We start from the raw sequence: 23,649 nt of genomic DNA, 5'->3' as shown, positions 1-23,649 counted from the left end.
CTTATTAAGCGTCGCGCAATGCCTCGAGCAGTGCCGGCGTGGGAAAGCCATCCGGCGTGGTACCTTGGCTACGTTGATAAGCGCGCAGCCCCTTTCGGGTATTGGGCCCCACGATTCCATCCGGCGAGCCGCCAGTGGAAAAGCCCAAAGCATTGAGGCGGCGTTGCATTTCCTTGACCTGGCTACGCGAAAGCGGTTCGAGACCACGCGGCCACTCACCTTGGATGCCCTCTTTTCCCGCAATGCGTTCGGCCAGTGTCGCGACAGCCAAGGCGTAGCTGGTGGAGGCGTTATAGCGCATGATGACCCGAAAATTAGGGCCCACCATAAACGCTGGGCCGCGTGCCCCCGCCGGGGCAATCACTGAAGCCTCGTCGAACGATGGCCATGCTCCCTCGCGAGCGGTCACGCCCTGGGCCCGCCATTCATCGCTGGAGTGACGCACCGACAGCTCGGTTTGCGCATAATCAAAATCGTCGGGCAAAGTGACTTCCACGCCCCAGGGTTGGCCTGCTTGCCAGCCGGCCTCCTCAAGATAATAGGCCGTCGAGGCCATCACATCGTCCACGCTGCCCCAGATATCACGGCGGCCGTCACCGTCGGCATCGACCGCATAGGCGAGGAAGCTGGACGGCAAGAATTGTGTATGCCCCATGGCGCCCGCCCACGAGCCACGCATGTGCTCGCGGTCGATGTCGCCGCTCTGCAGAATCTTCAAGGCCGCGAGCAGTTCGCGACGGGCGAAATCCTGGCGCCGCCCCTCGAATCCAAGCGTAGCCAGCGCATCGATGGTCGAGAAGCTGCCGAAATGGCTGCCGTAGTTGCTTTCTACTCCCCAAATCGCCGTCAAGATCTCGGCCGGTACCGCGTAACGGTTTTCTGCACGCATCGCGGCGGCGCGATGCGCGGCGAGCTTTGCACGTCCCTGGCGGATACGCTGATCGGAGACCGCCGTGTCCAAGTATGCCCACACCTGCCGGGAGAACTCCGGTTGCGAGCGATCGAGCTCAACAATACGCGGCTGAAAGCGGACATCGTCGAAGGCAGCCGCCAGCGTGACGGCATCAATGCCTTCCGCAGCCGCATGCTCTCGGTAGTCCTCTACCCAAGCAGCGAAATCCTGGCGGACCTCTTTATCCGTAGTGTCTCCATCCTTAGTGTCGCTGGTGCCGGTATTCGAGGCCTTCGCCGGTGTGCTGTCGACCTGGGCCGAGGACACCGCAGTATCGCTGGTCGCCATGCCTTGGCATCCCGCCAGAAAAAGCCCCAATGCGAGGCTGCAAATGGGTCGTTGCATATGTCGATCCTTGTCAATGACGACGATGAAGGTCAAATCAGGCAGGCATGGCTGCCATGTAGGGGCCATGCTACCTAGGCGACGACGTCGCCACCAGAGCCCTCATGCCCTGAAAAGCATGCACCGCTGCATCTTTCGCCATCAAGGCTATGGCGAGGCCAGGAAGGGACATGGTACATTCGATCAACCATCTCGTTTTGGCGCCCGACGCAACAAATCATCAAGCAATACAAGCCGCTGTACGCACAGCTTCGCGCCGAAGCGTTCCGAAGGAGGAGAGACACCATGACAGGACACTCCCTGCCCGGCTGCCTGCCGCTGCGCATGCCCTGCCATTACGGTGCCCATCGTCTGTCACTCATGCCAGCCGGCGATGCAACCGACCGCACCCCTGCTTGGATGCTGGCACCCCGAGGCATCAGACGCCCTTATCTGACGGACCCACCCGTCGTTCGCGACTGACGTTCGCGCTGCCGCCGTCCATACTCGTATCCGAACCTCCGCCCGGACGGTCGCGGGTACCCTCAAACGTTAAACGACAAGAGCAAGTTGCATGTCATTGCTACTGATCGTGCTGTTGCCGCTGCTCGGCAGTCTTTTGCCATTGCTGAGTTCTAACCAGCGACGCCATCAATGCGCGCTGTTGACCGCCGCGATGCCACTCATCGCACTGCTGGTCACATTACGCGAGACGCCCGGCGTGCTCGCTGGCGAGGTTCCGCGCTTGGCTTTCTCGTGGGTGCCAGCCTTGGGCCTGGATCTCGCCTTGCGCCTCGATGGGCTCTCGCTATTGTTCGTGTTGCTGATCCTGGGAATCGGGCTGCTGATCATCCTCTATGCGCGCCACTACTTGGCCGAAGCGGACAACATGCCGCGCTTCTATGCGTATTTGATGCTCTTCATGACCTCGATGCTGGGCATCGTGATGGCAGACAACCTGATCCTGTTATGGATGTTCTGGGAGTTGACCAGCCTGTCGTCATTCTTGTTGATCGGCTTCTGGAGCCACCAATCGGCACCGCGCAAAGGCGCTCGTATGGCGCTGGCCGTCACCGGCATGGGGGGTCTGGCACTGCTTGCTGGCTTTATCCTGATCGGCCAGATCGTGGGCAGTTTCGACATGCAGACGGTGCTAGACAGCCGCGATGTCATCCTCGCGGACCCGCGTTACCTGCCGGCGCTGCTGTTGGTTCTGCTCGGCGCGTTCACCAAGTCGGCACAGTTTCCGTTCCAGTTCTGGCTTCCCCAGGCCATGGCGGCACCGACACCGGTATCGGCCTTTCTGCACTCGGCGACCATGGTCAAGGCCGGGGTCTTCCTGCTGGCCCGCCTACATCCGGCGCTGGCCGGGTCTCAAGAGTGGCTTTACCTGGTCAGTCTGACCGGGCTGGTGACCATGCTGTTCGGCGCCTATTTCGCGCTGATCAAGCTCGACCTCAAGGCGATCCTGGCGTATTCGACGGTCAGCCACCTGGGACTGATCACGATGCTGTTCGGCCTCAACAGCCAGATGGCGGTGGTCGCTGGCCTTTTCCATATTCTCAATCATGCGACCTTCAAGGCGGCACTGTTCATGACCGCCGGCATCGTCGACCACGAGTGCGGCACGCGGGACATTCGCAAGCTCAAGGGGTTATGGCGCTACATGCCAATGACTACCGCGCTGGCCACCATCACTGCGGCCTCAATGGCTGGGTTTCCTCTGCTCAATGGCTTCCTCTCCAAGGAGATGATGCTCGCCGAGACACTTGAGACACCGCTTCTCGGCGGCTTGGCGTGGCTAATCCCCGTTTTAGCCACCATCGGGAGCATCCTGGCCGCCGCATACTCGCTACGCTACGTGCGCAATACTTTCTTCGACGGTAAACCGCGCGAGCTGGAAAAAACGCCACACGAGGCATCTTTTCCTATGCGCCTGCCAGTCCTGGTGCTGGCGATCGTTTGTATCATTATCGGGCTTTTCCCCGCCTTCAGCGCCACAGGGATACTGACGACGGCCGCCGATGCCGCCTTGACGATGCCTGCTCCAGAGCTTCACCTAAGCATCTGGCACGGTTTCAATCTGCCCTTGCTGATGAGCGCGATCGCGTTGATCGGTGGCTTCATGGTGTACGTGCTACGCCAGCACCTGTTCACCTTCCACCGCCAATTCCCATCGCGCAACTCGCTGGCAATCTTCGAGGGCGCCGTTCAACGCCTGGTGCGCTTCACTCAATGGGGCATCGATACCCTCGAAAACGGTTCGCTGCAACGCTACATGCTGTGGGTGGTCATCAGCGCCCTGGCCGTGTCTGGCATGAGCTTGATGGGAATCGAAACCTTGAAAGGCGAGCTGGCCGTTCAGAAGGCTGATCCATTGCTCATCGTCGGTGCCGCGATCACCTGTTTCGCCGGTTTGGCGACGGCCTTCCTGCATCGCCGCCGCCTGATTTCACTGATCATGCTCTCAGTAGTCGGCTTGATGGCGTCGCTGGCCTTCGCACGCTTCTCGGCGCCTGACCTGGCATTGACCCAGTTGGCGGTCGAGGTGGTTACCGTGATCCTACTGATGCTGGCACTGTTCTTCCTGCCGCAGAAGACGCCCAAAGAGTCGAGTGCATCGCGCATCGTGCGCGATGTCCTGCTCGCGGCGGGCTTCGGCGGTGTGGTGGCAAGCCTCAACTATGCGCTGCTGACGCGTCCTTTGAACTCGATTTCAGACTACTTCCTCGAGCACAGTGTGTCCGGCGGCGGCGGGCATAACGTGGTCAATGTGATTCTGGTCGATTTCCGTGGCTTCGATACTCTTGGCGAGATCACGGTGCTATGCATCGCAGGGATCGGCATCTACAAGCTGCTCAGTCGCTTGCGCCTGTTCATGCCCTCCAGCGACAGCGAAGGGCGGCCCTGGTCGCCGGACCGCTACCCCATGATCCTGGCATCGGTTTCCCAATCGCTGCTGCCTATGGCTCTGCTGGTCTCGGTCTTCATCTTCCTGCGCGGCCACAACGCCCCGGGTGGCGGCTTCATCGCAGGGCTGGTGACAGCGGTGGCGCTGATCTTGATGTACATCGCCCATGGGGTCGAATGGGCCCAGCAACGCTTGTCGTTTCAGTATCAGCCGATCGCCGTCTCTGGCGTCGCCATCGCCACGCTGACCGGGGTCGGCAGCTGGGCCTTCGGGTATCCGTTCTTGACCTCGGCCTTCGGCCACTTCCACATCCCGTTGATCGGTGACGTGGAGCTGGCCACGGCCATGCTGTTCGATCTCGGTGTCTACCTTACCGTGGTCGGTGCCACGCTGATGATTCTTGCCAACCTGGGCAAGGTGACCACATCGCACCGCCCCTCCAAGCAGAAGGAGAAAGCGTGATGGAAGCGCTATTCGCGACCACCACGGGGATACTGGCCGCCAGCGGGTTGTACCTGGCGCTACGCGGGCGCACCTTTCCCGTGGTCGTCGGCCTGACGTTGTTGTCCTATGCCGTCAACCTGTTCTTGTTCTCAACCGGAGGGCTCACCACCGACGGTGCGGCCGTGATCAGCGATGGTGCTGGTCAGTATGCCGATCCGCTACCGCAGGCCTTGGTGCTGACCGCCATCGTCATCGGCTTCGCCATGACCGCCTTCTCGGTAATCCTCGCCATGCGTGTGCGCGGTGACGTGGGCAGCGACCACGTCAACGGCAACCGTGTCGACGAGCCGCGGGAGGATAAGTCCTGATGCAGCATTTGATCATTCTGCCGGTCCTGCTGCCGCTGCTCACTGGGGTGGCATTGCTGATCCATCGTGGCGGCGCGCTAACCTTACGCCGCACCGCTAACGTACTCTCCACGATCGCGCTGGTAGTGGTAGGGGTCTTACTGGTTGCCGAAAGCACCGACGACGCCATCCGCTATTACGCTGTGGGCGACTGGCAACCGCCATTCGGCATCATTTTAGTACTCGACCGTCTGTCTGCCCTGATGGTGATGCTTACGTCGGTACTGGCATTGGGCAGCTTGCTCTATGCCTGCGCCGGTGACGATGAGCAAGGCTCCAACTTTCACGGGCTGTTCCAGTTGCAACTGATGGGCATCAACGGCGCTTTTCTGACCGGCGATCTCTTCAACCTGTTTGTCTTCTTCGAAGTACTGCTCATCGCCTCCTATGCGCTGTTGATGCACGGCGGCGGCAAGGCACGCACGCATGCCGGCTTTCATTACGTGGCGCTCAACTTGCTAGGGTCGATGTTGTTTTTGATCGCGCTGGGCATCCTCTATGGCACTATGGGGACGCTCAACATGGCCGACATGTCAGCGGTCGTGACCACGCTGGATACCGCCGACCTGGGACTGGTCAAGGCCGGCGCGCTGTTGCTGTTGATCGTGTTCGGGCTCAAGGCAGCCATGTTGCCGCTATATTTCTGGTTGCCGCGCGCCTACGCCGCCGCGCCGGCGCCGATAGCAGCCCTTTTTGCGATCATGACCAAGGTCGGGATCTATTCAATCATCCGTGTTTACACGTTGATCTTCGGCGAACAGGCCGGCCCCTTGGCCAATCTCGCCCAGCCGTGGGTATGGTGGCTAGGCTTGGCCACGCTCGCGCTCGGTGCCATAGGCGTGCTATCCGCACGCGACATGCGCACCCAGGTGGCATATCTGATTCTGGTCTCGGTGGGCACCCTGCTGGCGGGTATCGGCATGCACAGCGAAGCCGCGCTGGGCGCACTGCTATATTACTTGATTCACACTACCCTGGTCAGTGGCGGCTTGTTCCTGCTGGTCGATGCCATTGCACAGCAGCGCGGCAAGGCAGGGGCGCGCATCGTCCAGTCCCGCACGCTGGCGCAGCCCGCCATACTGGGCTTGATGTTCTTCGCTGGCGCCATCGCCATGGCCGGTTTGCCACCTTTGTCCGGCGCCTTCGGCAAGGCCATGCTGCTTCAGTCAGCAACGACAGCCCAGCAGCATTGGCTGTGGCCGATTCTTCTGGGTAGCGGGCTCGCTTCCTTGATAGCGCTATCGCGCACCGGCTCCACCATCTTCTGGCGGGCGTCGGGCGAGAAAACCGGTGTCACGCTCGGCCCACTGCGCGTCACCGGCACGCTCATGCTGATCAGCTGTGCGCCACTCATGGTGGCCTTCGCCGGCCCCATTACGGCGTTCACCCAGGCGACTGCCGCCCAATTGCTCGACCGCGATGCGTATGTAGAATCCATCATCGCTCGCGGCGACACTGGAGGTGATGCATGATTCGTCCTCGCAAGTGGCTGCCGATGCCGCTGTTGTCCGTCTTGCTACTGATCGTGTGGCTGCTGTTGATGAATGGCGTCGCCTTGGGGCACTGGCTGCTCGGCGGCTTTCTAGCCATCGTCATCCCGTTGATCACCAAGCCTTTCTGGGAGGCACAGCCCCGGATCAAGAAGCCTTGGCTCATGGTGCGCTATTTCTTCCGGGTCCTGCTCGATATCGTGGTCGCCAATCTGGAAGCCTCTAAGGTCATACTCGACCCGCTAGGGCGAGCACGTCCTGCCTTCGTCGAATATCCGCTCGAGCTACAGGAGAATTTCGCGATCACCATGCTGGCCAGCACCATCACCCTGACACCGGGGACGGTCTCGGCGCATCTGCGTATGGATGGCACGACCCTGTTGATCCACGTCTTGGATGTGGATGATATCGGCGACATGAAACGTCATATCCATGAGCGCTATGAGCGCCCGCTCAAGGAGATCTTCGAATGCTAGATTTTGCCCTCAAGATCAGCGTGGCGCTTTTCGCAATCGCAATCGTGCTCAACCTATACCGGGTCGCGGTCGGCCCCAGCCTACCCGACCGCATCCTGGCGCTGGATACGATGTACGTAAATTCCATCGCCTTGATCGTGTTGTTCGGTATCTGGCTGGGGCATCGCACCTATTTCGAGGCGGCGCTACTGATCGCCATGCTTGGTTTCGTGAGCACCGTGGCGGTATGCAAGTACTTGCTGCGCGGCGATATTATCGAATAGTGGAGGGATCATGATCGCGTTATATACCCTGATGGAAGGCATCATTGCCTTCTTCCTGATCGCCGGTAGCATATTTGCCCTGATCGGTTCGCTGGGCCTGGCGCGCATGAAGGATTTCTACATGCGTCTGCACGGTCCCTCGAAGATCTCCACGCTGGGCGTAGGCTGTGTACTACTAGCCTCGATCGCCTATTTCAGCCTGCTCGACGGCGGTCCCAGCCTGCGCGAACTGCTGATCACCATCTTTTTGTTCATTACTGCTCCAGTCTCCGCACATCTTCTGAGCAAGAGCGCATTGCATCAGAAGCTCGAACGCGACCCTAGGACCCGCGGCAACCCCGAGGAGCTTCAGGAAGACGACGATGAGCGCACTCTCGAGGAAACGCCCCAAGGCAGTTCCAAACTGCCCTGAACTGCGCCTGACGTCCAACAGACGACGCCCGATGGCTTTATGCCATCGGGCGTCTTGCGTATCGAGGAACGACACAAAGCGAGAGGTCTGTTACCAACCCTGGGTATGCTGCTCGACGAGCGAGGCCAGCAGATCGATATGATCCTGACGATCGTTGAGCGCGGGGATGTACTGGTAGGTACCGCCGCCCGCCTCCTCGAAATAACCACGATTCTCGACTTCGAGCTCTTCCAGCGTTTCCAGACAATCAGCGGCAAAGGCGGGGCTGATCACGTCGACACCCTGGAGACCCTCGGCGCCCCATGCCTTCAAGGTCTCATCGGTATACGGCTTGAGCCATTCTTCGCGCCCGAAGCGCGACTGGTAAGTCTGTCGCCATTCATTCGCCTCGAGCCCCAACGCCTCGGCCACCAGACGGCTGGTCTCTTCGCAATGCCGTGGATAAGGATCGCCGGCATCGGCGTAGCGCTTGGGGATACCGTGATAGGAAAACAGCAGTCGCGGTTGCCGGCCATGCGCCGCCCAATGCTCGCGAACGCTTTCTGCCAGCGCCCCTATATAAGCCGGATGGTTATGGTAGTCACGCACGAAACGCAACTCCGGCAAATGAGGGCACGGCGCCAGTGCGCGCGCCAAGCGGTCGAATACCGCCCCCGTCGTCGTGGCGGAAAACTGCGGGTACAGGGGCAGCACCAGGATGCGTTCAACCCCGGCGTCGCGCAACGCCAGGCCAGCTTCCTCCATACTGGGCTTGCCATAGGTCATTGCCAGCTCGACGGGGATTTCGGTGTCCATACGCGTCGCCAGTCGCTCTTTCAGCGCGTGTTGCTGGCGGCGTCCGATGGCTAGCAGCGGCGAGCCATCCTCCCCCCACACGGCGGCATAAGATTTGGCGACACGCGGCGGCCGAATGCGCAGGATCACACCATGCAGAATCGGCAGCCACTTGGCGCGCGGCAGGTCGATCACGCGTCGATCGCCGAGAAATTCCGCCAGATAGCGACGCACCGCTGACGCCGTCGGGGCCTCGGGCGTGCCAAGATTGACGAGCATGACACCGAAGGGAGCTGACCCCATTGAAACTTCTCCTGTAAAAGACCGTGGCCTATCAGTGTAACAAGCCACGGGCACGTTAAGCTTATCGCGTTATACTATGAGAACGATTTGTATAATACCTGCATAAGATGCGTCTAAGCTTTAGCACGGCATTGAGCTGCCTACATGGCATGCCCTGAACAAACGCGCGGCAATAATAGAGGATAACGTCGTGAAGAAGGAGGGATGCCCGGTGCCTTCGCACCCAGGCCCCGGCTGCTCGCCGGGCTATCAATTCAGCATTGCGGTGGGTGAATGGAGCGCTTAACGCGCATTGTGTGAGTCATGCTTGAGAGATCAAAACACCAACGGCATGCGCGAAGTCAGCGGGGATTGATAATGCGTGTCACGACCGATCATCTCATCATGGGCAACCCACTGTACGAGATAAGCACGATGGATCCCTGCCTGCTTGAGCTCGGCATAGACATCGTCCAAGGCACGAAACAACATTGGTTTGCCACGTCGCATCAGCGGGTAGCGCTGACCTTCGATGTCCTCCACCTCAACGCGGTACAGACGACTGCCCGCGTGGCTGATAACGCGAATCTCGAAGTTATGCTCCGCATCTACGAAGTGTTTGAGTTCGTTGATTTCCATAGCGTTCTCCTTGAGAAAATAAAATTCGACACGACATACGCTACCTACCACAGCGTACGCCCAGCTTGCCTTGTTCAGATGACAGGCATGTTGCAATAAGTCTGGTAGAGGCAAGGGGTGCATGTCGCGTTGCACGCCGCATTAATGACTCCAACATTGATGCCAGTACGCAACTAAAGAGTTAGACCGTGTTTCGACGCTAACGTTTCCTCCTTGAACCTTACGACAAGTCGCCCATTGACAGCACGTTTGGCGCTTTGCTTGAGAGAGCTCCAATAATCGCCAAAGCTATGCGGAGCCTGACCGGCGGGCACACACAATGCCGCCACCGACAGGCGTGGCAACGCAAAAAAGCGCTCCTGCCCAAACCGATCTTGCGCCATGAACCCGTTGTCTCGAACCACCTCAACAGGCAGACGGGGCGTAAAACGCGCCACGAATGCTTGCTGCAAGGCCGCAAGGAAGCCATGCAAGTCTTCTCGAGACTCAAGCAACAATACGAAGTCGCCCCCTCCCAGGTGTCCCAGGAAATCGTGCTGACCTTTCATGGTATCCAGCGTGACTGCAACATCCAGCAGCACCTGGTCGCCCATGACATAACCGAAACGATCATTGAATGGCTTGAAATAATCGAGGTCCAAATAACAGGCGACGAATGGCTTGCGCTCGCCGACGAAGTCATCGAGCGCCGCTCGGATTGGCGCATTGCCTGGCAGCTGGGTCAGCGGGTTGGCCTGGCGTGCGATCGCCACCTTCTCCTCAGTGATTTGCTGCAGCAGCGCCACTAACTGACCCATGCCCACATAGCGCCCGTGCTGGGTAACCACGAATGGCTCGTCGCGTTGGTCGATTCCTCGCCCCGTCACCTTGCGCGATACTTGATCGAGCGGCTCCGTGACTTCGACACACAACGGCGCTACATGCATCGCCTTGGTCACTGGGTCTCGGCCATGCAAATCGAAGCCGAAGCGTTTTCCCACCAGCGCCATCACTGCCTCACGCGTGAGCACACCAATGGGAATGGCCTGATCATCGACCACAGCCATCGCCCCTACATCCGCCATGGAACTGAAGCGCTCGCTTGCCTCGGCCACCGTTACCGTTATGCCAAGCGAAGGAAGCACCTTGCAAATATGCCGACCCATACCTGTCTGCGAGGGGCTTTTCTGGCGCGCGACCAAGTGTGCAAGATGCTCGTTCAGCGCGGCACGCTCAGCTTTCGGTGTCGGTGATGGCCGCGCGAACAGCCAGCCTTGATAGTAGTCCACACCCAGCTCGTGCAAGCAATCGAGCTCTTCTTCACGTTCGACGCCCTCCGCGATCACGCGAGACCCCATCCCGTGAGCAACGTCCAAAAATGCCCGTACGAACCGCCGCTTGACATAGTCACGATCCAACTCACTCACGAAATGCCGATCAAGCTTGACGAAGTCAGGGCGAATTTGTGACCAGAGCCGCAAGCTTGCATAACCCTCGCCCAGATCATCCAGCGCAATCGTGAATCCCATCGATTGATAGTGACGCACGGCTTCCGCCATGAGATCGGGGTCGATGCCCGGCGACTGTTCGGTAAGCTCTATTACTAGGCGGTGCGTGGGTATACCCAGCCGTGTGAGCAAACGCAGGGTTTCACCATTGCGATGCTGAGGATCTAGCAGTACCTCGGGAGAGACATTGATGAACAACAGCTCGTCGAGCCTTTCCGCCGCCCAAGCGGTAATGGCATGCTGTCGGCAGACGGCTTCCAGCGGCGCTAGCAGTGATTGCTTTCTGGCCGCTTCGAACATCGTCAGAAGATGGGCATAAATACTTTCGCTGGGGCCACGCGACAGCGCTTCATAAGCGAATACGCCCCCAGAGCGGATAGCCACGATAGGCTGGAAATGAACGTCGATACGTTCTTCACGCACAACATCGGATAGCGCCGGTGCAGACGACTGATCACTGGAAGCGGGAGCAAGAGTATCGGTCATGGGTCTCATTAGGCCAACGCCACATGACGTTCATGTGACATTGGCCCACCGAGACTAACGCCTCAAGAATCTCGCTGGTAGGTGGAGGGATCGATCGCCACCCCGAGCGAATTTCGATCGACCCAGTTTCCCGCACGGGTTTCCTTGTAACGAAACACCACACGGTCACCGACCGAGACGGGAAGTTCGGCGTCTTCGGTCTGATAGCTGTAGGTTTCACCATCGACGACCAGGGAATAACGGTAGAGATCGGGCATCCCCAACCATTCCTTGAACGGCCCTTCACGCTCGACGCTTTCCAGTTGGCCGCGCCCCTCGAGTTTCGGGGTACGTTTCTTGCCACGTTGAAATCCGCTCGCCATCTCCCCTCCTGTTCACTTGCGAGCCGGCATTATAAGGCAACACCGGCCTGTTTGCCTTGCCATCATCACTAGCCCATATGCTGACCGTAGCTATCGGGAGCAAGATCCTCAAAGCGTGTGTACTTGCCAATGAAGGCCATGTGAACGGTCCCGATCGGACCGTTACGCTGCTTGCCGATGATCAGTTCAGCCAAGCCATGATTGTCAGGATTGTCGGGGTTATAGACTTCATCACGATAGACGAAGGCGATGACGTCAGCATCCTGCTCGATAGCCCCCGACTCGCGAAGATCCGACATTACCGGGCGCTTGTTGGGCCGTTGCTCGAGCGAGCGGTTGAGCTGCGACAACGCGACGACCGGACAGTTGAACTCTTTAGCCAAGGCCTTGAGCGAGCGCGAGATTTCGGAAATCTCACCGGTACGGTTCTCGGAAAAGCCAGGGATCTGCATGAGCTGCAGATAGTCGATCATGATCATGCCTATGTTCCCGTGCTCGCGCGCCAAACGCCGAGTACGTGAACGCATCTCGTTGGGTGAAAGCCCTGCCGTATCGTCGATGAAGAGCTGCTTGTCCTTGAGCAAATTGACCGCCGAGGTCAAGCGCGGCCAGTCTTCGTCTTCCAACTGCCCGGTCCGCACGCGCGTTTGGTCGATACGCCCCAACGAGGACAGCATGCGCAGCATCAAGGCATCGGCGGGCATCTCCATGGAAAACACCACTACCGGCTTGTCGCTAGAGATGACCGCATGTTCGACCACATTCATGGCGAATGTCGTCTTGCCCATGGAAGGACGTCCGGCGATGATCACCAGATCCGACGGTTGTAACCCTGATGTCATCTCATCCAGGTCTCGGAAGCCGGAAGAAAGCCCCGTCATCTCGCCCTGCATGTTGAAAAGCTCGTCGATACGATCGACAGCCTTGCTGAGCAGGTCGCTCATGCCGATCGCCCCACCGGTCTTGGGACGATCCTCGCTGATCTGAAACACCAGGCGCTCGGCCTCGTTGACCAACTCATCGGAGGGCCGGCCCTGCGGAGCAAAGGCCCCTTCGGCGATCTGATTGGCGGCCTGGATCAACTTACGCAAGGTGGCACGCTCGCGCACGATATCGGTATATGCGCGAATGTTACTCGCCGATGGCGTGTTGCGCGCCAGCTCGGCCAAGTAAGCCAGTCCGCCCACACCTTCCAACTGATCGCGGTTTTCCAGCGCCTCCGAGAGCGTGACCACATCGAGCGGATGCCCTGCTTCGGCGAGCTGCGCCATCGCATTGAAGGTCAGACGATGTTCGTAGCGATAGAAATCGTCGGCGGTCAGACGCTCGGAGACCGTATCCCAGGCGCTGTTATCCAGCATCAGCCCGCCGAGCACTGATTGCTCAGCTTCCAGCGAGTGCGGCGGCACCTTGAGAGCCGCGGTTTCCTGGTCGTGCTCGACGTATTCGCTCATGCTCGTTTCCTGACCGGTCGATATCGAAGGTCGGCGAGAGCCCACACGTTAACCGTGTCGGTCACCCCTATGATGCCGTGATAGCCATACCGTTGCATCTCATAAACCGTACCTTCACGTACCCCAAAACCTTGGCTCATGGCACAAAAAGGGCGCGAAGGTTACCCTTCGCGCCCCATGCCGGCATGTCGTCGCCTGGCGGTGGTCGCTTACTCGGCCACGATTACGATGCGAACGCTAGTAGCGACTTCCGCGTGCAGCTGCAGCGTAATGTCATACTCACCGGTCCGGCGAATCGGACCTTCCGGCATGCGCACTTCGCTCTTGACCACATCGAGACCCGCCTGCGTCAGTGCGTCGGCCAGATCGCGCGGGCCGATGGAACCGAACAGCTTGCCTTCATCACCGGCCTTGGCGACCAACGACAACTCGATTTCAGCCAGCTGTTCAGCGCGCGCTTCGGCTTCGGACTTACGCTCTGCGGCTTGCGCTTCGAGCTCGGCACGTTGCGCTTCAAAAGCGGCAACGTTTTCCTTGGTGGCCGGCACGGCCAAACCGTAAGGCACCAAGTAGTTGCGACCGTAACCGGCCTTGACAGCGACTTGGTCACCCAAGTTACCCAGCTTGCCAATCTTATCGAGCAGAATGACGTCCATCTCGTTAACCTCTCATCAGTGGTTGCCGGCCAAGCGTGCGCGGAAATCCGCGAAAGTATCGACAACGGCCAGCAACAGCACAACCAGAATCGTGGGCCAGGTCGTCAGCAGCAATGCGTAAAAGCCGACCAACCAGAACCCGCTCATCCCCTTCAATCCAATCCAACCATGCACCAGCGCAATGCCCGCCACGAGCAAGGGTATCCACGCCAGCATCGTTGCCATCGGCATGGATACCAGCACGCCCAATACGCCAACGCCCACCAGCAACAAAAGCTCTTTGGTGTTCAAGCGCAGCGCATGGAACTCGTCACGAAAGCCACCGGGGTTATACAACCCGGCTTGCCAACTACGCGCTAGTGCCAAACAAGCGACTGCCGCAAGCAGTACCACTAGCCCTGTAACGCCGCCGATCAACATGCCTGCCAGCTGTTCGCTGGAGACACCCTGAGCACTCAACTCGGTGAGCATGGCGTCGACGTCTGCCGAATTCTGGCGTACCTGCTCGAGCAGCGGACCCGCCCCACCCGGTGGCAGGAAGATACCGGACTGCACCAGCACCACACAGACCAGCATGCCGGCAATCAGGGTCTCCCCCCAACGCATCCGCGCGCGCAGTATGGTCGCCATCAGCGTTACCAACAAAACGCTGGCAAGCGGGACGGCATCCCCTTGGACCCACCACCAGCCAGCTGGCAACGCAGCGGCAATCACAACAGGCAGACCAGGGCCCAAGCCGCGACGTAACGTCACCAACGCAGCAACGGCGGCACTCAGCCAGAACAACCAGGGAATCAACGCCGCAATCAATGCGACCATCGCCGCCTGCGGCGTACCGCGCATTACCCAACGGGCCAGTGCCTGCATCGCGCCAGTCGCCTTGTTTTACTGGTGGCTGTCGGTATAGGGCAGCAGCGCCAGATAACGAGCGCGCTTGATGGCCGTGGACAGCTGACGCTGATAACGAGCCTTGGTGCCAGTAATGCGGCTGGGTACGATCTTACCGGTTTCAGTGATATAAGACTTGAGAGTATCAAGGTCCTTATAATCGATGTACTTCACGCCTTCGGCGGTGAAGCGGCAAAACTTACGGCGACGGAAAAAGCGTGCCATGGTTTATCCTCCAGAGGTACGAATCAGTTGGCTTCAGCTTCGGCGTCGGCATCAGCGTTCGTTTCGGAACGCTCAGCGTTCGGACGCTCGCTTTTCTCTTCACGACGACGCGGCTTTTCTTCGGCCGGCTTCATCATCGGAGACGCTTCGGTGACCGCCTCTTTACAACGCACCACCAAGCTACGAATGATGGCATCGTTGAAGCGGAAGATATTCTCGATTTCGTCGAGAGTTTCGCCGCTGCACTCGATGTTCATCAGTACATAGTGGGCCTTGTGGATCTTGTTGATCGGGTAGGCCAGATGACGACGCCCCCAATCTTCCAGACGGTGCACAGTGCCGCCGTTTTCGGTAACGAGCCCGGTATAGCGCTCGACCATGGCCGGCACCTGCTCGCTCTGATCCGGGTGGACCATGAACACGATTTCGTAATGACGCATGATAGCTCCTTACGGTTTGACAGCTTCCACGAGGCCCGTCATTCACAAGTACCAAGTACAAGGACTACAGGACCGCGAGAAGCAAGGAGAGAAAGTCTCAATGTTTCCGGACACGCGAAACGATGCCCGGAAAGCCGACCAATTGTAGTGATCACCCCGCGTGCTTGCAACTTGTCTCGCCCGAAAGGGCATCAAGAAGCATGGCGTTGACGCACGGCTTCGAACAGACACACACCCGTGGCAACCGAGACATTGAGGCTCGACACGCTACCCGTCATGGGCAGCTTGGCGAGTAGATCGCAGCCCTCACGCGTCAACCGGCGCATGCCTTTGCCTTCGGCGCCCATGACAATGGCCACAGGCCCCATCAAGTCGACCTCGTAAAGGCTTTGCATCGCCTCACCCGCCGTACCGACGATCCATACCCCATGCGTCTTGAGGCGCGCCATCGCCCGCGACAAGTTGGTGACCTGATAAACGGGCATAGCATCGGCAGCACCGCAGGCAACCTTGCGCACCGTGGCATTGAGGGGCGCGGCCTTGTCCTTGGGCACGATGACACCGTGCGCCCCTGCCGCATCGGCGCTGCGCAGGCAGGCACCGAAGTTATGCGGATCGGTCACCCCATCGAGAATCAACAGCAACGGCGGAGACGGCTGCTGCCAAGCGCCGAGACGAAACCACAGCGCTTCCTCGCTTTCGGCCTGCAGCGGCGGGGCAAAGGCAATCACGCCTTGATGCACGGCGCCTTTTGCCACGCCATCCAGCGTTTCTCGGGCGACGCCGACGCACTTGGTGCCAGCCTGACGGGCACTCTCCAGCAGACTATCCAAACGTGCCTCGGCACGCCCTTCCTGTAACCAGAGCTCGCGTGGCGGCTGGCCACGTTCGAACAATGCGCGCACGGCGTGCACGCCATACACGGCGTCCAGGCCCTCAGGCGTCGCGATGCGCGCCCGGGAAGGTTTAGCTTTCATGATGCTCCACTGCCCGTTGCATGGCGCTTACTCAATGCTTGTCACTCTTACCATTGCCCTTGCCGCCTCGCGAACGCCGACGCGGCTTACCATCACGCTCCTTCTTCGTCGCGTTACCGGCTTGTCCTGCGCCTTGCTTGCCACGTCCCGATGCGCCGCCGGTAGAGGATTTCTTGCGCCGAGCAGGATTCTGCGGACGTGGTTTCTCGTCGGCCAGCTCGAAGTCGATCTTGCGATCGTCCAGGTCGACACGTGCTACCTGCACGGTGACGCCATCGCCCAGTCGATAGGACATGCCGCTACGTTCACCCTTGAGACGGTGCTTCTCGGCCTCGTAGTGATAATAATCGGACGGCAGCGAGGTCACGTGGACCAAGCCCTCGACATAGACGTCGTCCAGACGCACGAAAACGCCAAACTGCGTCACCGAGGCGATGGTGCCCTCGAAGATCTCACCGAGCTTGTCCGACATGAACTCGCACTTCAGCCAGTCCTCCACGTCACGCGTGGCATCGTCGGCACGACGCTCGGTCATCGAGCAATGCTCACCGAGTTCGAGCATTTGCTCGAAGCTATACGGTGCCCATTTGCTAGGCGGCTCCACCGGCGCGCCCTCGGCACGCAGTACCGTGTTGGTCTGCCGCGGGCCACGAATCACCGAGCGAATGGCGCGATGCACGAGCAGGTCCGGGTAGCGCCGAATCGGCGAAGTGAAGTGCGCATAAGCGGGATACGCCAGACCGAAGTGACCATCGTTCTGCGGCGAGTAGACCGCGCGACTCATCGAACGCAGCATCACCGTCTGGATGACGTCAGCGTCAGGGCGGCCCTTGATCGTCTCGGCGAGGTCTCGATAGTCCTGCGGCGAGGGATCGTCGCCGCCACCCAGAGACAACCCCAGCTCGTTAAGGAACAGACGTAACTTATCCAGGCGTTCCGGCGAGGGCTTCTCGTGGATGCGGTACAGCGCCGGCAGATCATGCTTGTCGAGAAAACGCGCCGTCGCCACGTTAGCGGCCAGCATGCATTCTTCGATGATCTTGTGTGCGTCGTTGCGCGAACGCGGCACGATCTTCTCGATCTTGCGCGCATCGTTGAAGACGATCTCCGTCTCGGTCGTCTCGAAGTCGATGGCGCCACGTGCTTCACGGGCTTCCCTCAAGACCGTGTAGAGGCTCTTGAGGTTCTTGAGCGACGGCACGAGATCGCGATACTGCTCACGCAGTGCATCGCCTTCAGGGCCTTCATCATCTAGGATCCCGGCGACCTTGTTGTAAGTCAGGCGCGCGTGGGACTGAAAGACCGCTTCGTAGAAACGATAACGGCTGATCGCCCCATTCGGCGAAATGTTCATCTCGCAGACCAGCGCCAGACGGTCGACCTCGGGATTGAGCGAGCACAACCCATTCGAGAGCAACTCCGGCAGCATCGGCACGACCTGGCCGGGGAAGTAGACCGAGGTACCGCGCGTGATCGCTTCCTGATCCAGCGCACTGCCCGGGCGAACATAGTGTGACACGTCGGCGATCGCCACCAGCAGCTTCCAGCTCCCGGACTTGGTCTTCCAAGCACAGACGGCATCGTCGAAGTCCTTGGCGGACTCGTCGTCGATGGTTACCAACGGCACGTCGCGCAAGTCGATGCGGTGCTGCTTGTCGGCCTCGTCCACGGACGTCGACATATCCGCTATCTCGGCATGCACGTCGGGCGGAAATTCGGCAGGAATCTCGTAACTGCGGATGGCAATGTCGATTTCCATCCCGGGATCCATGCGCTCGCCGAGCACCTCCGTGACCTCGCCCACCGGTTGTACGCGCGTCGCCGGTTGTTGGGTAATACGGGCCGAGACAATCTGTCCGTCACGCGCACCGCCGCTGACACTATGCGGGATGATGACTTCCTGGGTGATGCGCGATTTCTCGGGAATCAGCACGCCGAATTCGGCGGTATTCTGGCGGTAGACACCCACCAGCGACTGCGTGTTGCGGGCAATGACCTCGACGATGGTCGCTTCGTCGCGCCCGCGCCGGTCGCGGCCACTGACACGCACCAGCACCTGGTCGCCGTCGAAGACACGTCGCATTTGACGTGGCGGCATCACCAGATCGGGCTTCTTGCCGTCTTCTCGGATCAAGAAGCCCATGCCGTCACGGTGGCCTTGTACCCGCCCCTTGATAAGATCGAGCTTATCGATCAGCGCGAAGGCTCCGCGCCGATTGCGGAGTATCTGACCTTCACGCTCCATCGCGGCAAGCCGCCGACGCACGCCTTCCAGACGTTCTTCGTCGTCCACCGCCAGCATGCGACTGAGATCTTCGGGTGTGATGGGCTTACCGTATTCTTCCAGGCGAGCGAACAAGTATTCGCGGCTAGGGACCGGATTATCGTATTTACTCGCTTCACGTTCCGCATGCGGATCGTCACTGAGCTTCCAATGATTCATGGTAATGACTTCCTTACAGGCGAGGTGGCAAGTAAACGTCGTGCGCCGATGGCGTTGTTATGAAATTCAATCATGCCGCCAGTATAGCGGGCACAGCCAGTCGACCCAACCATGGCGGCTACCTGCCTTTCACGAAACAAGGCATGGAGCATGGTTTCGTGGCTTGCATTCACGCTCAAAATGGGTAATATACACCGCGCCTTGCCCAGGTGGCGGAATTGGTAGACGCGCTAGCTTCAGGTGCTAGTGTCCGTATGGACGTGGAGGTTCAAGTCCTCTCCTGGGCACCATCGATCTCCCGCCAGACCGATGCGAGGCAACGCCCGGATGGCGGAATTGGTAGACGCGCTAGCTTCAGGTGCTAGTGTCCGTATGGACGTGGAGGTTCAAGTCCTCTTCCGGGCACCATCAGAAACATCAGTAAAGTGCATGTCACGCCCAGGTGGCGGAATTGGTAGACGCGCTAGCTTCAGGTGCTAGTGTCCGTATGGACGTGGAGGTTCAAGTCCTCTCCTGGGCACCACCGTGCATGCTGCTTTACGAAGTGTCGTACTCCCCTTTCTGTGAACGCCCCTCTCTGTAATACCTCTATTATTTATTGATAACGACTGCTATTGGTAACGCCCGGGCCGCCGTGCGACGCGTTGCAATGCCCACCCCTTTGTCTCGATATTCGCTTCCAAGGGCGTTTCGACGCCTTCCGGCAAACGCGGGAAGAAATCGAGCCGCGTTCTTGCTTCGAGCTCGTCGATACTGACCAGAAAGCGGTCGAGCGGCTCGTCGCCACTCACCGTCTGCGGAATCAAAAACGCCAATGCCCGCGGGTGCTCTCCAGGCACCACGATGATTTTGTAAAACGCCGATGGCACCTGGGTGAACCCCACCCGATGCATGAAGCGTCCATCGAAGACCGGACCGGTAACCACGCGAAGTTGCTCGAAGCGTGGCAGAAAATCATCCATCACGACCTCTTCGAGACGTTGCCAAACGCGCCGATTCAAATCGGGGCGCTGCGGCGTAATATTGGTCATCTGGAAGGTGTCGAGCTGGGCCGCACGCCCATGTACGCGTGCAATGGCATAGTTAGGGGCCAGGTGGCCACGGTCGTAGCCGCTGTGCGTGTACTGGTCAGAGATGACCGGCCACAACGAGCGCCAGTCCCGCGCAAAACCGTGCGGACGATCACCGATCGGCGCATCAGGCGTTTCATGGAGCGCATAACTGACCCATAAAGGGCTGACCCGAATATCCGACCACCCTACCAGGAAGGCGTCACTGCGCAGCACCCGATTGAACCCCTGCCAACTGGTGGTTTGCCACTCGGGCACGCCCATCCAGCTAAGCCGGTCGCGAACATCGCGCTCCTGCCAATACCAAAGGCCGGATCCCACCACGGCGAAGATTAAGGAAATGCCCGCGCCACGCACTAAGCGCCGAAACTGATAGGAAATAACGGCGATCATGCCGGCGACGTATCCTTGTCCTGCGAAAACGAAACGTGAAGTGAGCGATTACCCTAGACGACGAGGACGCCGCTACCAACCCAACGAGAACATGGTTTCGAGATCGTGACGCGAATGCACCTGCATGGCGTTGAGTGTCTCCGTTTCACGAATGCCCTTGACCTCCATCAGGCGCTCGGTCACGAGCTGCGCCAGCGACTCGAAGTCGCGCGTGCGGGCGATGGCCACCAGGTCATAACGGCCACAAGTGGAAAACACCTCGCTGATACCCTCCAGCTCGGCCAACCGTTGGGCAACCGCATTGATCTGGCCCTTTTCCACGTCGATCAAAATCACCGCGCTTTGCATGACACTCTCCTACACTGCCTACTGCACTCGGGGCGTCGCGCCAGCCTACGGCCGGCACGCTCAAAGACGCACCGGCACGACACTTCGCCGACGGCGCGAGCGCCAGTATATCAGCCCTGCGCGCCGCGGCTAGCGACGCGTTTCAGCCACTGTCTCGCGCGTCACCGGGGAGCGGCCACTGATAGCGGCGCACGACCTCGTCGTCCTCAACCGATTCCAGCTTGACCGCAAACCCCCACAGTTGATGCAGGTGGCGCAAGACCGGATACAGAGTCTTGCCCAATGGCCGGCGTGCATCCTGGACGTGACGCAAGGTCAGCGAACGATCGCCACGAATATCGGCCTCCCAGACCTGAATATTGGGCTCACGCAGCGACAAGGCATATTGCGTGGAAAGCGCCTCGCGCACGCGCTGATAGCCACGCTCATCGTGAATGGCGCTGATGGTGAGCATCTCATCGCGATCGTCGTCGTCGAGGCTGAATAGCTTGAGATCGCGAATCACCTTGGGGGACAGGAACTGCTGAATGAACGACTCGTCCTTGAAGTTGCGCATCGCGAAATGCACCGTCTCCAGCCAGTCGCTGCCGGCGATCTCCGGGAACCACTCGCGGTCTTCTTCGTCGGGTGCCTCGCAGATCCGTCGGATGTCTGAAAACATCGCAAACCCCAGAGCATAGGGGTTGATACCGTTGAAATGCGGACTATCGAACCCCGGCTGCTGCACGACGGCGGTATGCGAATGCAGAAACTCGAGGATCGTACCCTCGTCGATCAGCCCCTCATCGTAGAGCCGGTTCATCAACGTATAGTGCCAGAACGTCGCCCACCCCTCGTTCATCACCTGGGTCTGGCGTTGTGGATAAAAATACTGCGCCAGCTTACGCACAATGCGTACTATTTCCCGCTGCCACGATTCGAGAAGCGGCGCGTTCTTTTCCAGAAAGTACAACAGGTTTTCCTGCGGCTCGGGAGGATAATGCCCGTATTGATGGAGTCCCAGCGGATCGTCGCCATCTTCCACGAACGCCTGCGACTCATCGCTTGGCGCTTTCCCCGGAATCGTGCGCCACAGGGCGTTCACCTGCGCCTGGAGATAGGCTTCACGTTCCTGCTGGCGGCGCGCCTCTTCCTCCGAGGAGATCGGCGAGGGGCGCTTGTAACGATCGACCCCGTAGTTCTGCAGGGCATGACAGGCATCCAGGAGCTGTTCCACCGCCGTGACGCCGTGACGCTGTTCGCATTCGGCGATGTACTTGCGGGCGAACACCAGGTAATCGACGATCGCCGAGGCATCGGTCCAGGTGCGAAACAGATAATTGCCCTTGAAGAACGAGTTGTGGCCGTAGCACGCATGCGCCATGACCAGGATCTGCATCATCAAGGTGTTCTCTTCCATGAGATAGGCGATACAGGGGTCGGAGTTGATGACCAGCTCGTAGGCCAACCCCATCTGACCGCGCCGATAAGCCTGTTCGACGGACAGGAACTGCTTGCCGAAAGACCAGTGATGGTAACCCACCGGCATGCCCACGCTGGCGTAGGCATCCATCATCTGCTCGGAGGTAATGATCTCGATCTGATTGGGGTAAATATCCAGGCGATATTCCTTGGCGAACCGGGCGATTTCGCGTTCATAGGCCGTCAGAATCTCGAAATTCCAATCCGAACCGGTGGCAATGGGGGTCGATACGGTACTCATGTCACCTCCTCGGCGCGGTGCCTCATTGCGCTATACGCTTGCGGAACAGCTTGCGAAAGACCGGATAAATATCGCCTGGCTCGACGATCTGCTGCATCGCGAAGCGCTCAGGGTGGTGCGCCTGCACGCGGTCGTATTCCTCCCACAGCGCCTGGTGCGAATGCGGCGTGATTTCCACATAGGTGTAGTACTGCAGTTTGGCCATCAACGACGACATGAGTAGGTCTCGACAGGTCGTCGAGTCATCGTCCCAGTTGTCGCCGTCGGAGGCTTGAGCGACGTAGAGATTCCACTGCGCGGGCGAATAACGCTGGGTGATGATCTCATCGACGAGGGTCAACGCGCTGGAGACGATGGTCCCCCCGGTTTCCCGGGAATAGAAGAATTCCTCCTCGTCGACTTCCTTGGCCGCGGTGTGGTGACGAATGAACACCAGCTCGACCTTCTCGTAGTTGCGCTCCAGAAAGAGATACAGCAGCAAAAAGAAACGCTTGGCGATGTCCTTGTGGCCTTGTGTCATGGAGCCGGAGACATCCATGACACAGAACATCACTGCCTTGTTGGTGGGCTGGGGTTGGTCGACGAGGTTGTTGTAGCGCAAATCGTAGGTATCGATGAACGGCACCGCCTCCAAGCGCTTTTCAAGACGCTCGATTTCGGCTTTGAGCTCGTGAATGCGCGTCGGATTGCGTAGTACCGGGTCCTTGCGTTCCTCTTCTTGAAGCGCTTCCTCGGCTTCACGCAAGGCACGCTTGATAGGCGCCCGCATGCCGATACGCCGGGCCTGCGCCTCGCGCATCGACCGCACGATGTTGATCCGCGACGGCACGCCATCGCGGGTAACCCCGGCCCGTACCGGTCGCACCTCGTCGAGATCCCGCAGTTGCTTACGCTCCAGATGCGGAAGCGCCAGACCGTCGAAGACGAAATCAAGAAATTCCTCGCGGCTCAAGGAAAACGCGAATTCGTCCATGCCCTCGCCTTGATTGGACGCACCGCCTTCCCCCGCACCGCCCTCCCCAGCACCGCCCGGACGCCGCAGCCGATCCCCTTCGACGAATTCCTTGTTGCCAGGGCTGACAATCGTGCGTGAGCCACCGGGGCCGTGCTGAAACACCGGCTCGGAAATATCCTTGGCAGGGATCGAAACCTTCTCGCCTCGCTCCATGTCGGTGATCGAGCGCCGATTGACCGCTTCCTCCACCGAGCGCTTGATATGACTGCGGTAGCGCTGCAGGAAACGCTGCCGGTTCACGGCACTCTTGTGCTTGGCATTGGCGCGTCGATCAATGAAGTAGGTCATGGCGACCTCCTCTTGTCCAATCGCCGGCGATGGCAAGACCG

General features: G+C 59.5%; 23 protein-coding genes and 3 tRNA genes. 10 read left to right on the top strand and 16 right to left on the bottom strand.

Annotated features, from left to right (window positions below):
• Positions 1–4: 4 nt before the first annotated feature.
• Positions 5–1,297 carry a lytic murein transglycosylase gene (locus L1075_RS02700; protein WP_246939683.1) on the bottom strand — a complete coding sequence of 431 codons (1,293 nt, stop codon included), beginning with the start codon at positions 1,295–1,297 and terminating at the stop codon, positions 5–7.
• A 285-nt stretch (positions 1,298–1,582) separates the two neighbouring features.
• Here L1075_RS02700 and L1075_RS02695 point away from each other — a divergent pair, with 285 nt between their 5' ends.
• The 7 genes from L1075_RS02695 to L1075_RS02665 all read left to right on the top strand — a co-directional run bounded on the left by L1075_RS02695 (position 1,583) and on the right by L1075_RS02665 (position 7,679).
• On the top strand, positions 1,583–1,759 hold the full coding sequence (locus tag L1075_RS02695) for a hypothetical protein (RefSeq protein ID WP_175575915.1): 177 nt from the start codon (positions 1,583–1,585) through the stop codon (positions 1,757–1,759).
• Between the two features lie 91 nt (positions 1,760–1,850).
• Positions 1,851–4,649 (top strand): monovalent cation/H+ antiporter subunit A, encoded by a 2,799-nt coding sequence (locus tag L1075_RS02690; RefSeq protein WP_246939680.1) that lies wholly within the window; start codon positions 1,851–1,853, stop codon positions 4,647–4,649.
• Positions 4,649–4,999, top strand: a complete 351-nt coding sequence (locus L1075_RS02685) for a Na+/H+ antiporter subunit C (RefSeq protein WP_040244499.1) — start codon at positions 4,649–4,651, stop codon at positions 4,997–4,999. The genes L1075_RS02690 and L1075_RS02685 overlap by 1 nt, the downstream gene beginning before the upstream one ends.
• On the top strand, positions 4,996–6,510 hold the full coding sequence (locus L1075_RS02680) for a monovalent cation/H+ antiporter subunit D (RefSeq protein WP_246894349.1): 1,515 nt from the start codon (positions 4,996–4,998) through the stop codon (positions 6,508–6,510). The genes L1075_RS02685 and L1075_RS02680 overlap by 4 nt, the downstream gene beginning before the upstream one ends.
• Entirely contained in the window at positions 6,507–7,004 is a 498-nt protein-coding gene (locus L1075_RS02675) for a Na+/H+ antiporter subunit E (protein ID WP_246894332.1), read from the top strand. Before L1075_RS02680 ends, L1075_RS02675 begins: the two co-directional genes overlap by 4 nt.
• The gene (locus L1075_RS02670; RefSeq protein ID WP_040244506.1) at positions 6,998–7,267 is read left to right on the top strand and encodes a K+/H+ antiporter subunit F; all 270 of its coding nucleotides are present in this window, start codon (positions 6,998–7,000) and stop codon (positions 7,265–7,267) included. Before L1075_RS02675 ends, L1075_RS02670 begins: the two co-directional genes overlap by 7 nt.
• Positions 7,268–7,277: 10 nt before the next feature.
• Positions 7,278–7,679 carry a Na+/H+ antiporter subunit G gene (locus tag L1075_RS02665; RefSeq protein WP_075370213.1) on the top strand — a complete coding sequence of 134 codons (402 nt, stop codon included), beginning with the start codon at positions 7,278–7,280 and terminating at the stop codon, positions 7,677–7,679.
• A 90-nt stretch (positions 7,680–7,769) separates the two neighbouring features.
• Here L1075_RS02665 and hemH read toward each other — a convergent pair whose 3' ends face one another.
• The 11 genes from hemH to rnr form a co-directional block, all read right to left on the bottom strand.
• Entirely contained in the window at positions 7,770–8,756 is a 987-nt protein-coding gene (gene hemH, locus L1075_RS02660; protein ID WP_246894333.1) for a ferrochelatase, read from the bottom strand.
• A 315-nt stretch (positions 8,757–9,071) separates the two neighbouring features.
• Positions 9,072–9,374: a DUF6482 family protein gene (locus L1075_RS02655; protein ID WP_246894334.1), complete on the bottom strand. Its 303-nt coding sequence runs from the start codon at positions 9,372–9,374 to the stop codon at positions 9,072–9,074.
• A gap of 173 nt (positions 9,375–9,547) precedes the next feature.
• Positions 9,548–11,347, bottom strand: a complete 1,800-nt coding sequence (locus L1075_RS02650) for a bifunctional diguanylate cyclase/phosphodiesterase (protein ID WP_246939677.1) — start codon at positions 11,345–11,347, stop codon at positions 9,548–9,550.
• Between the two features lie 62 nt (positions 11,348–11,409).
• Positions 11,410–11,709: a hypothetical protein gene (locus L1075_RS02645; protein ID WP_040244516.1), complete on the bottom strand. Its 300-nt coding sequence runs from the start codon at positions 11,707–11,709 to the stop codon at positions 11,410–11,412.
• A 68-nt stretch (positions 11,710–11,777) separates the two neighbouring features.
• Positions 11,778–13,163 (bottom strand): replicative DNA helicase, encoded by a 1,386-nt coding sequence (dnaB, locus tag L1075_RS02640; protein ID WP_040244519.1) that lies wholly within the window; start codon positions 13,161–13,163, stop codon positions 11,778–11,780.
• Between the two features lie 209 nt (positions 13,164–13,372).
• Positions 13,373–13,819: a 50S ribosomal protein L9 gene (rplI, locus tag L1075_RS02635; protein ID WP_040244521.1), complete on the bottom strand. Its 447-nt coding sequence runs from the start codon at positions 13,817–13,819 to the stop codon at positions 13,373–13,375.
• A gap of 15 nt (positions 13,820–13,834) precedes the next feature.
• Positions 13,835–14,686 carry a hypothetical protein gene (locus L1075_RS02630; RefSeq protein WP_040244522.1) on the bottom strand — a complete coding sequence of 284 codons (852 nt, stop codon included), beginning with the start codon at positions 14,684–14,686 and terminating at the stop codon, positions 13,835–13,837.
• Between the two features lie 18 nt (positions 14,687–14,704).
• Complete coding sequence (rpsR, locus tag L1075_RS02625; RefSeq protein ID WP_040244525.1) at positions 14,705–14,932, bottom strand: 30S ribosomal protein S18; 228 nt, start codon at positions 14,930–14,932, stop codon at positions 14,705–14,707.
• Between the two features lie 23 nt (positions 14,933–14,955).
• Positions 14,956–15,372 (bottom strand): 30S ribosomal protein S6, encoded by a 417-nt coding sequence (gene rpsF / locus L1075_RS02620; protein WP_040244528.1) that lies wholly within the window; start codon positions 15,370–15,372, stop codon positions 14,956–14,958.
• Positions 15,373–15,563: 191 nt separating this feature from the next.
• Positions 15,564–16,349: a 23S rRNA (guanosine(2251)-2'-O)-methyltransferase RlmB gene (rlmB, locus tag L1075_RS02615; protein WP_040244529.1), complete on the bottom strand. Its 786-nt coding sequence runs from the start codon at positions 16,347–16,349 to the stop codon at positions 15,564–15,566.
• 31 nt (positions 16,350–16,380) lie between these two features.
• On the bottom strand, positions 16,381–18,792 hold the full coding sequence (gene rnr / locus L1075_RS02610; protein ID WP_040244532.1) for a ribonuclease R: 2,412 nt from the start codon (positions 18,790–18,792) through the stop codon (positions 16,381–16,383).
• A 203-nt stretch (positions 18,793–18,995) separates the two neighbouring features.
• Here rnr and L1075_RS02605 point away from each other — a divergent pair.
• The 3 genes from L1075_RS02605 to L1075_RS02595 all read left to right on the top strand — a co-directional run bounded on the left by L1075_RS02605 (position 18,996) and on the right by L1075_RS02595 (position 19,315).
• Positions 18,996–19,082: transfer RNA gene (locus tag L1075_RS02605), tRNA-Leu, on the top strand.
• A 31-nt stretch (positions 19,083–19,113) separates the two neighbouring features.
• Positions 19,114–19,200 (top strand) — tRNA-Leu (locus L1075_RS02600).
• A gap of 28 nt (positions 19,201–19,228) precedes the next feature.
• Positions 19,229–19,315, top strand: a tRNA-Leu gene (locus L1075_RS02595).
• Between the two features lie 88 nt (positions 19,316–19,403).
• On the opposite strand, the gene L1075_RS02590 is transcribed toward L1075_RS02595, so the two are convergent.
• The 4 genes from L1075_RS02590 to L1075_RS02575 all read right to left on the bottom strand — a co-directional run bounded on the left by L1075_RS02590 (position 19,404) and on the right by L1075_RS02575 (position 23,608).
• Positions 19,404–20,255 (bottom strand): DNA/RNA non-specific endonuclease, encoded by an 852-nt coding sequence (locus tag L1075_RS02590; protein WP_040244534.1) that lies wholly within the window; start codon positions 20,253–20,255, stop codon positions 19,404–19,406.
• A 72-nt stretch (positions 20,256–20,327) separates the two neighbouring features.
• Positions 20,328–20,603 carry an Lrp/AsnC family transcriptional regulator gene (locus L1075_RS02585; protein ID WP_040244535.1) on the bottom strand — a complete coding sequence of 92 codons (276 nt, stop codon included), beginning with the start codon at positions 20,601–20,603 and terminating at the stop codon, positions 20,328–20,330.
• 142 nt (positions 20,604–20,745) lie between these two features.
• Positions 20,746–22,305 carry a SpoVR family protein gene (locus tag L1075_RS02580; protein ID WP_040244538.1) on the bottom strand — a complete coding sequence of 520 codons (1,560 nt, stop codon included), beginning with the start codon at positions 22,303–22,305 and terminating at the stop codon, positions 20,746–20,748.
• Between the two features lie 22 nt (positions 22,306–22,327).
• Positions 22,328–23,608 (bottom strand): YeaH/YhbH family protein, encoded by a 1,281-nt coding sequence (locus L1075_RS02575; protein ID WP_040244540.1) that lies wholly within the window; start codon positions 23,606–23,608, stop codon positions 22,328–22,330.
• Between the last annotated feature and the right edge of the window lie 41 nt (positions 23,609–23,649).

The sequence above is a fragment of the Chromohalobacter beijerinckii genome (assembly GCF_023061185.1).
Taxonomy (GTDB): Bacteria; Pseudomonadota; Gammaproteobacteria; order Pseudomonadales; family Halomonadaceae; genus Chromohalobacter; species Chromohalobacter beijerinckii.
This window is presented reverse-complemented; position numbering and strand designations above follow the sequence as displayed.

Bases quoted from the DNA above. Each gene is read 5' to 3' on its own strand.
- L1075_RS02700 (WP_246939683.1), bottom strand. From the start codon at position 1,297: ATGCAACGACCCATTTGCAGCCTCGCATTGGGGCTTTTTCTGGCGGGA.
- L1075_RS02695 (WP_175575915.1), top strand. From the start codon at position 1,583: ATGACAGGACACTCCCTGCCCGGCTGCCTGCCGCTGCGCATGCCCTGC.
- L1075_RS02690 (WP_246939680.1), top strand. From the start codon at position 1,851: ATGTCATTGCTACTGATCGTGCTGTTGCCGCTGCTCGGCAGTCTTTTG.
- L1075_RS02685 (WP_040244499.1), top strand. From the start codon at position 4,649: ATGGAAGCGCTATTCGCGACCACCACGGGGATACTGGCCGCCAGCGGG.
- L1075_RS02675 (WP_246894332.1), top strand. From the start codon at position 6,507: ATGATTCGTCCTCGCAAGTGGCTGCCGATGCCGCTGTTGTCCGTCTTG.
- L1075_RS02670 (WP_040244506.1), top strand. From the start codon at position 6,998: ATGCTAGATTTTGCCCTCAAGATCAGCGTGGCGCTTTTCGCAATCGCA.
- L1075_RS02665 (WP_075370213.1), top strand. From the start codon at position 7,278: ATGATCGCGTTATATACCCTGATGGAAGGCATCATTGCCTTCTTCCTG.
- hemH (WP_246894333.1), bottom strand. From the start codon at position 8,756: ATGGGGTCAGCTCCCTTCGGTGTCATGCTCGTCAATCTTGGCACGCCC.
- L1075_RS02655 (WP_246894334.1), bottom strand. From the start codon at position 9,374: ATGGAAATCAACGAACTCAAACACTTCGTAGATGCGGAGCATAACTTC.
- L1075_RS02650 (WP_246939677.1), bottom strand. From the start codon at position 11,347: ATGACCGATACTCTTGCTCCCGCTTCCAGTGATCAGTCGTCTGCACCG.
- L1075_RS02645 (WP_040244516.1), bottom strand. From the start codon at position 11,709: ATGGCGAGCGGATTTCAACGTGGCAAGAAACGTACCCCGAAACTCGAG.
- dnaB (WP_040244519.1), bottom strand. From the start codon at position 13,163: ATGAGCGAATACGTCGAGCACGACCAGGAAACCGCGGCTCTCAAGGTG.
- rplI (WP_040244521.1), bottom strand. From the start codon at position 13,819: ATGGACGTCATTCTGCTCGATAAGATTGGCAAGCTGGGTAACTTGGGT.
- L1075_RS02630 (WP_040244522.1), bottom strand. From the start codon at position 14,686: ATGCAGGCACTGGCCCGTTGGGTAATGCGCGGTACGCCGCAGGCGGCG.
- rpsR (WP_040244525.1), bottom strand. From the start codon at position 14,932: ATGGCACGCTTTTTCCGTCGCCGTAAGTTTTGCCGCTTCACCGCCGAA.
- rpsF (WP_040244528.1), bottom strand. From the start codon at position 15,372: ATGCGTCATTACGAAATCGTGTTCATGGTCCACCCGGATCAGAGCGAG.
- rlmB (WP_040244529.1), bottom strand. From the start codon at position 16,349: ATGAAAGCTAAACCTTCCCGGGCGCGCATCGCGACGCCTGAGGGCCTG.
- rnr (WP_040244532.1), bottom strand. From the start codon at position 18,792: ATGAATCATTGGAAGCTCAGTGACGATCCGCATGCGGAACGTGAAGCG.
- L1075_RS02590 (WP_040244534.1), bottom strand. From the start codon at position 20,255: ATGATCGCCGTTATTTCCTATCAGTTTCGGCGCTTAGTGCGTGGCGCG.
- L1075_RS02585 (WP_040244535.1), bottom strand. From the start codon at position 20,603: ATGCAAAGCGCGGTGATTTTGATCGACGTGGAAAAGGGCCAGATCAAT.
- L1075_RS02580 (WP_040244538.1), bottom strand. From the start codon at position 22,305: ATGAGTACCGTATCGACCCCCATTGCCACCGGTTCGGATTGGAATTTC.
- L1075_RS02575 (WP_040244540.1), bottom strand. From the start codon at position 23,608: ATGACCTACTTCATTGATCGACGCGCCAATGCCAAGCACAAGAGTGCC.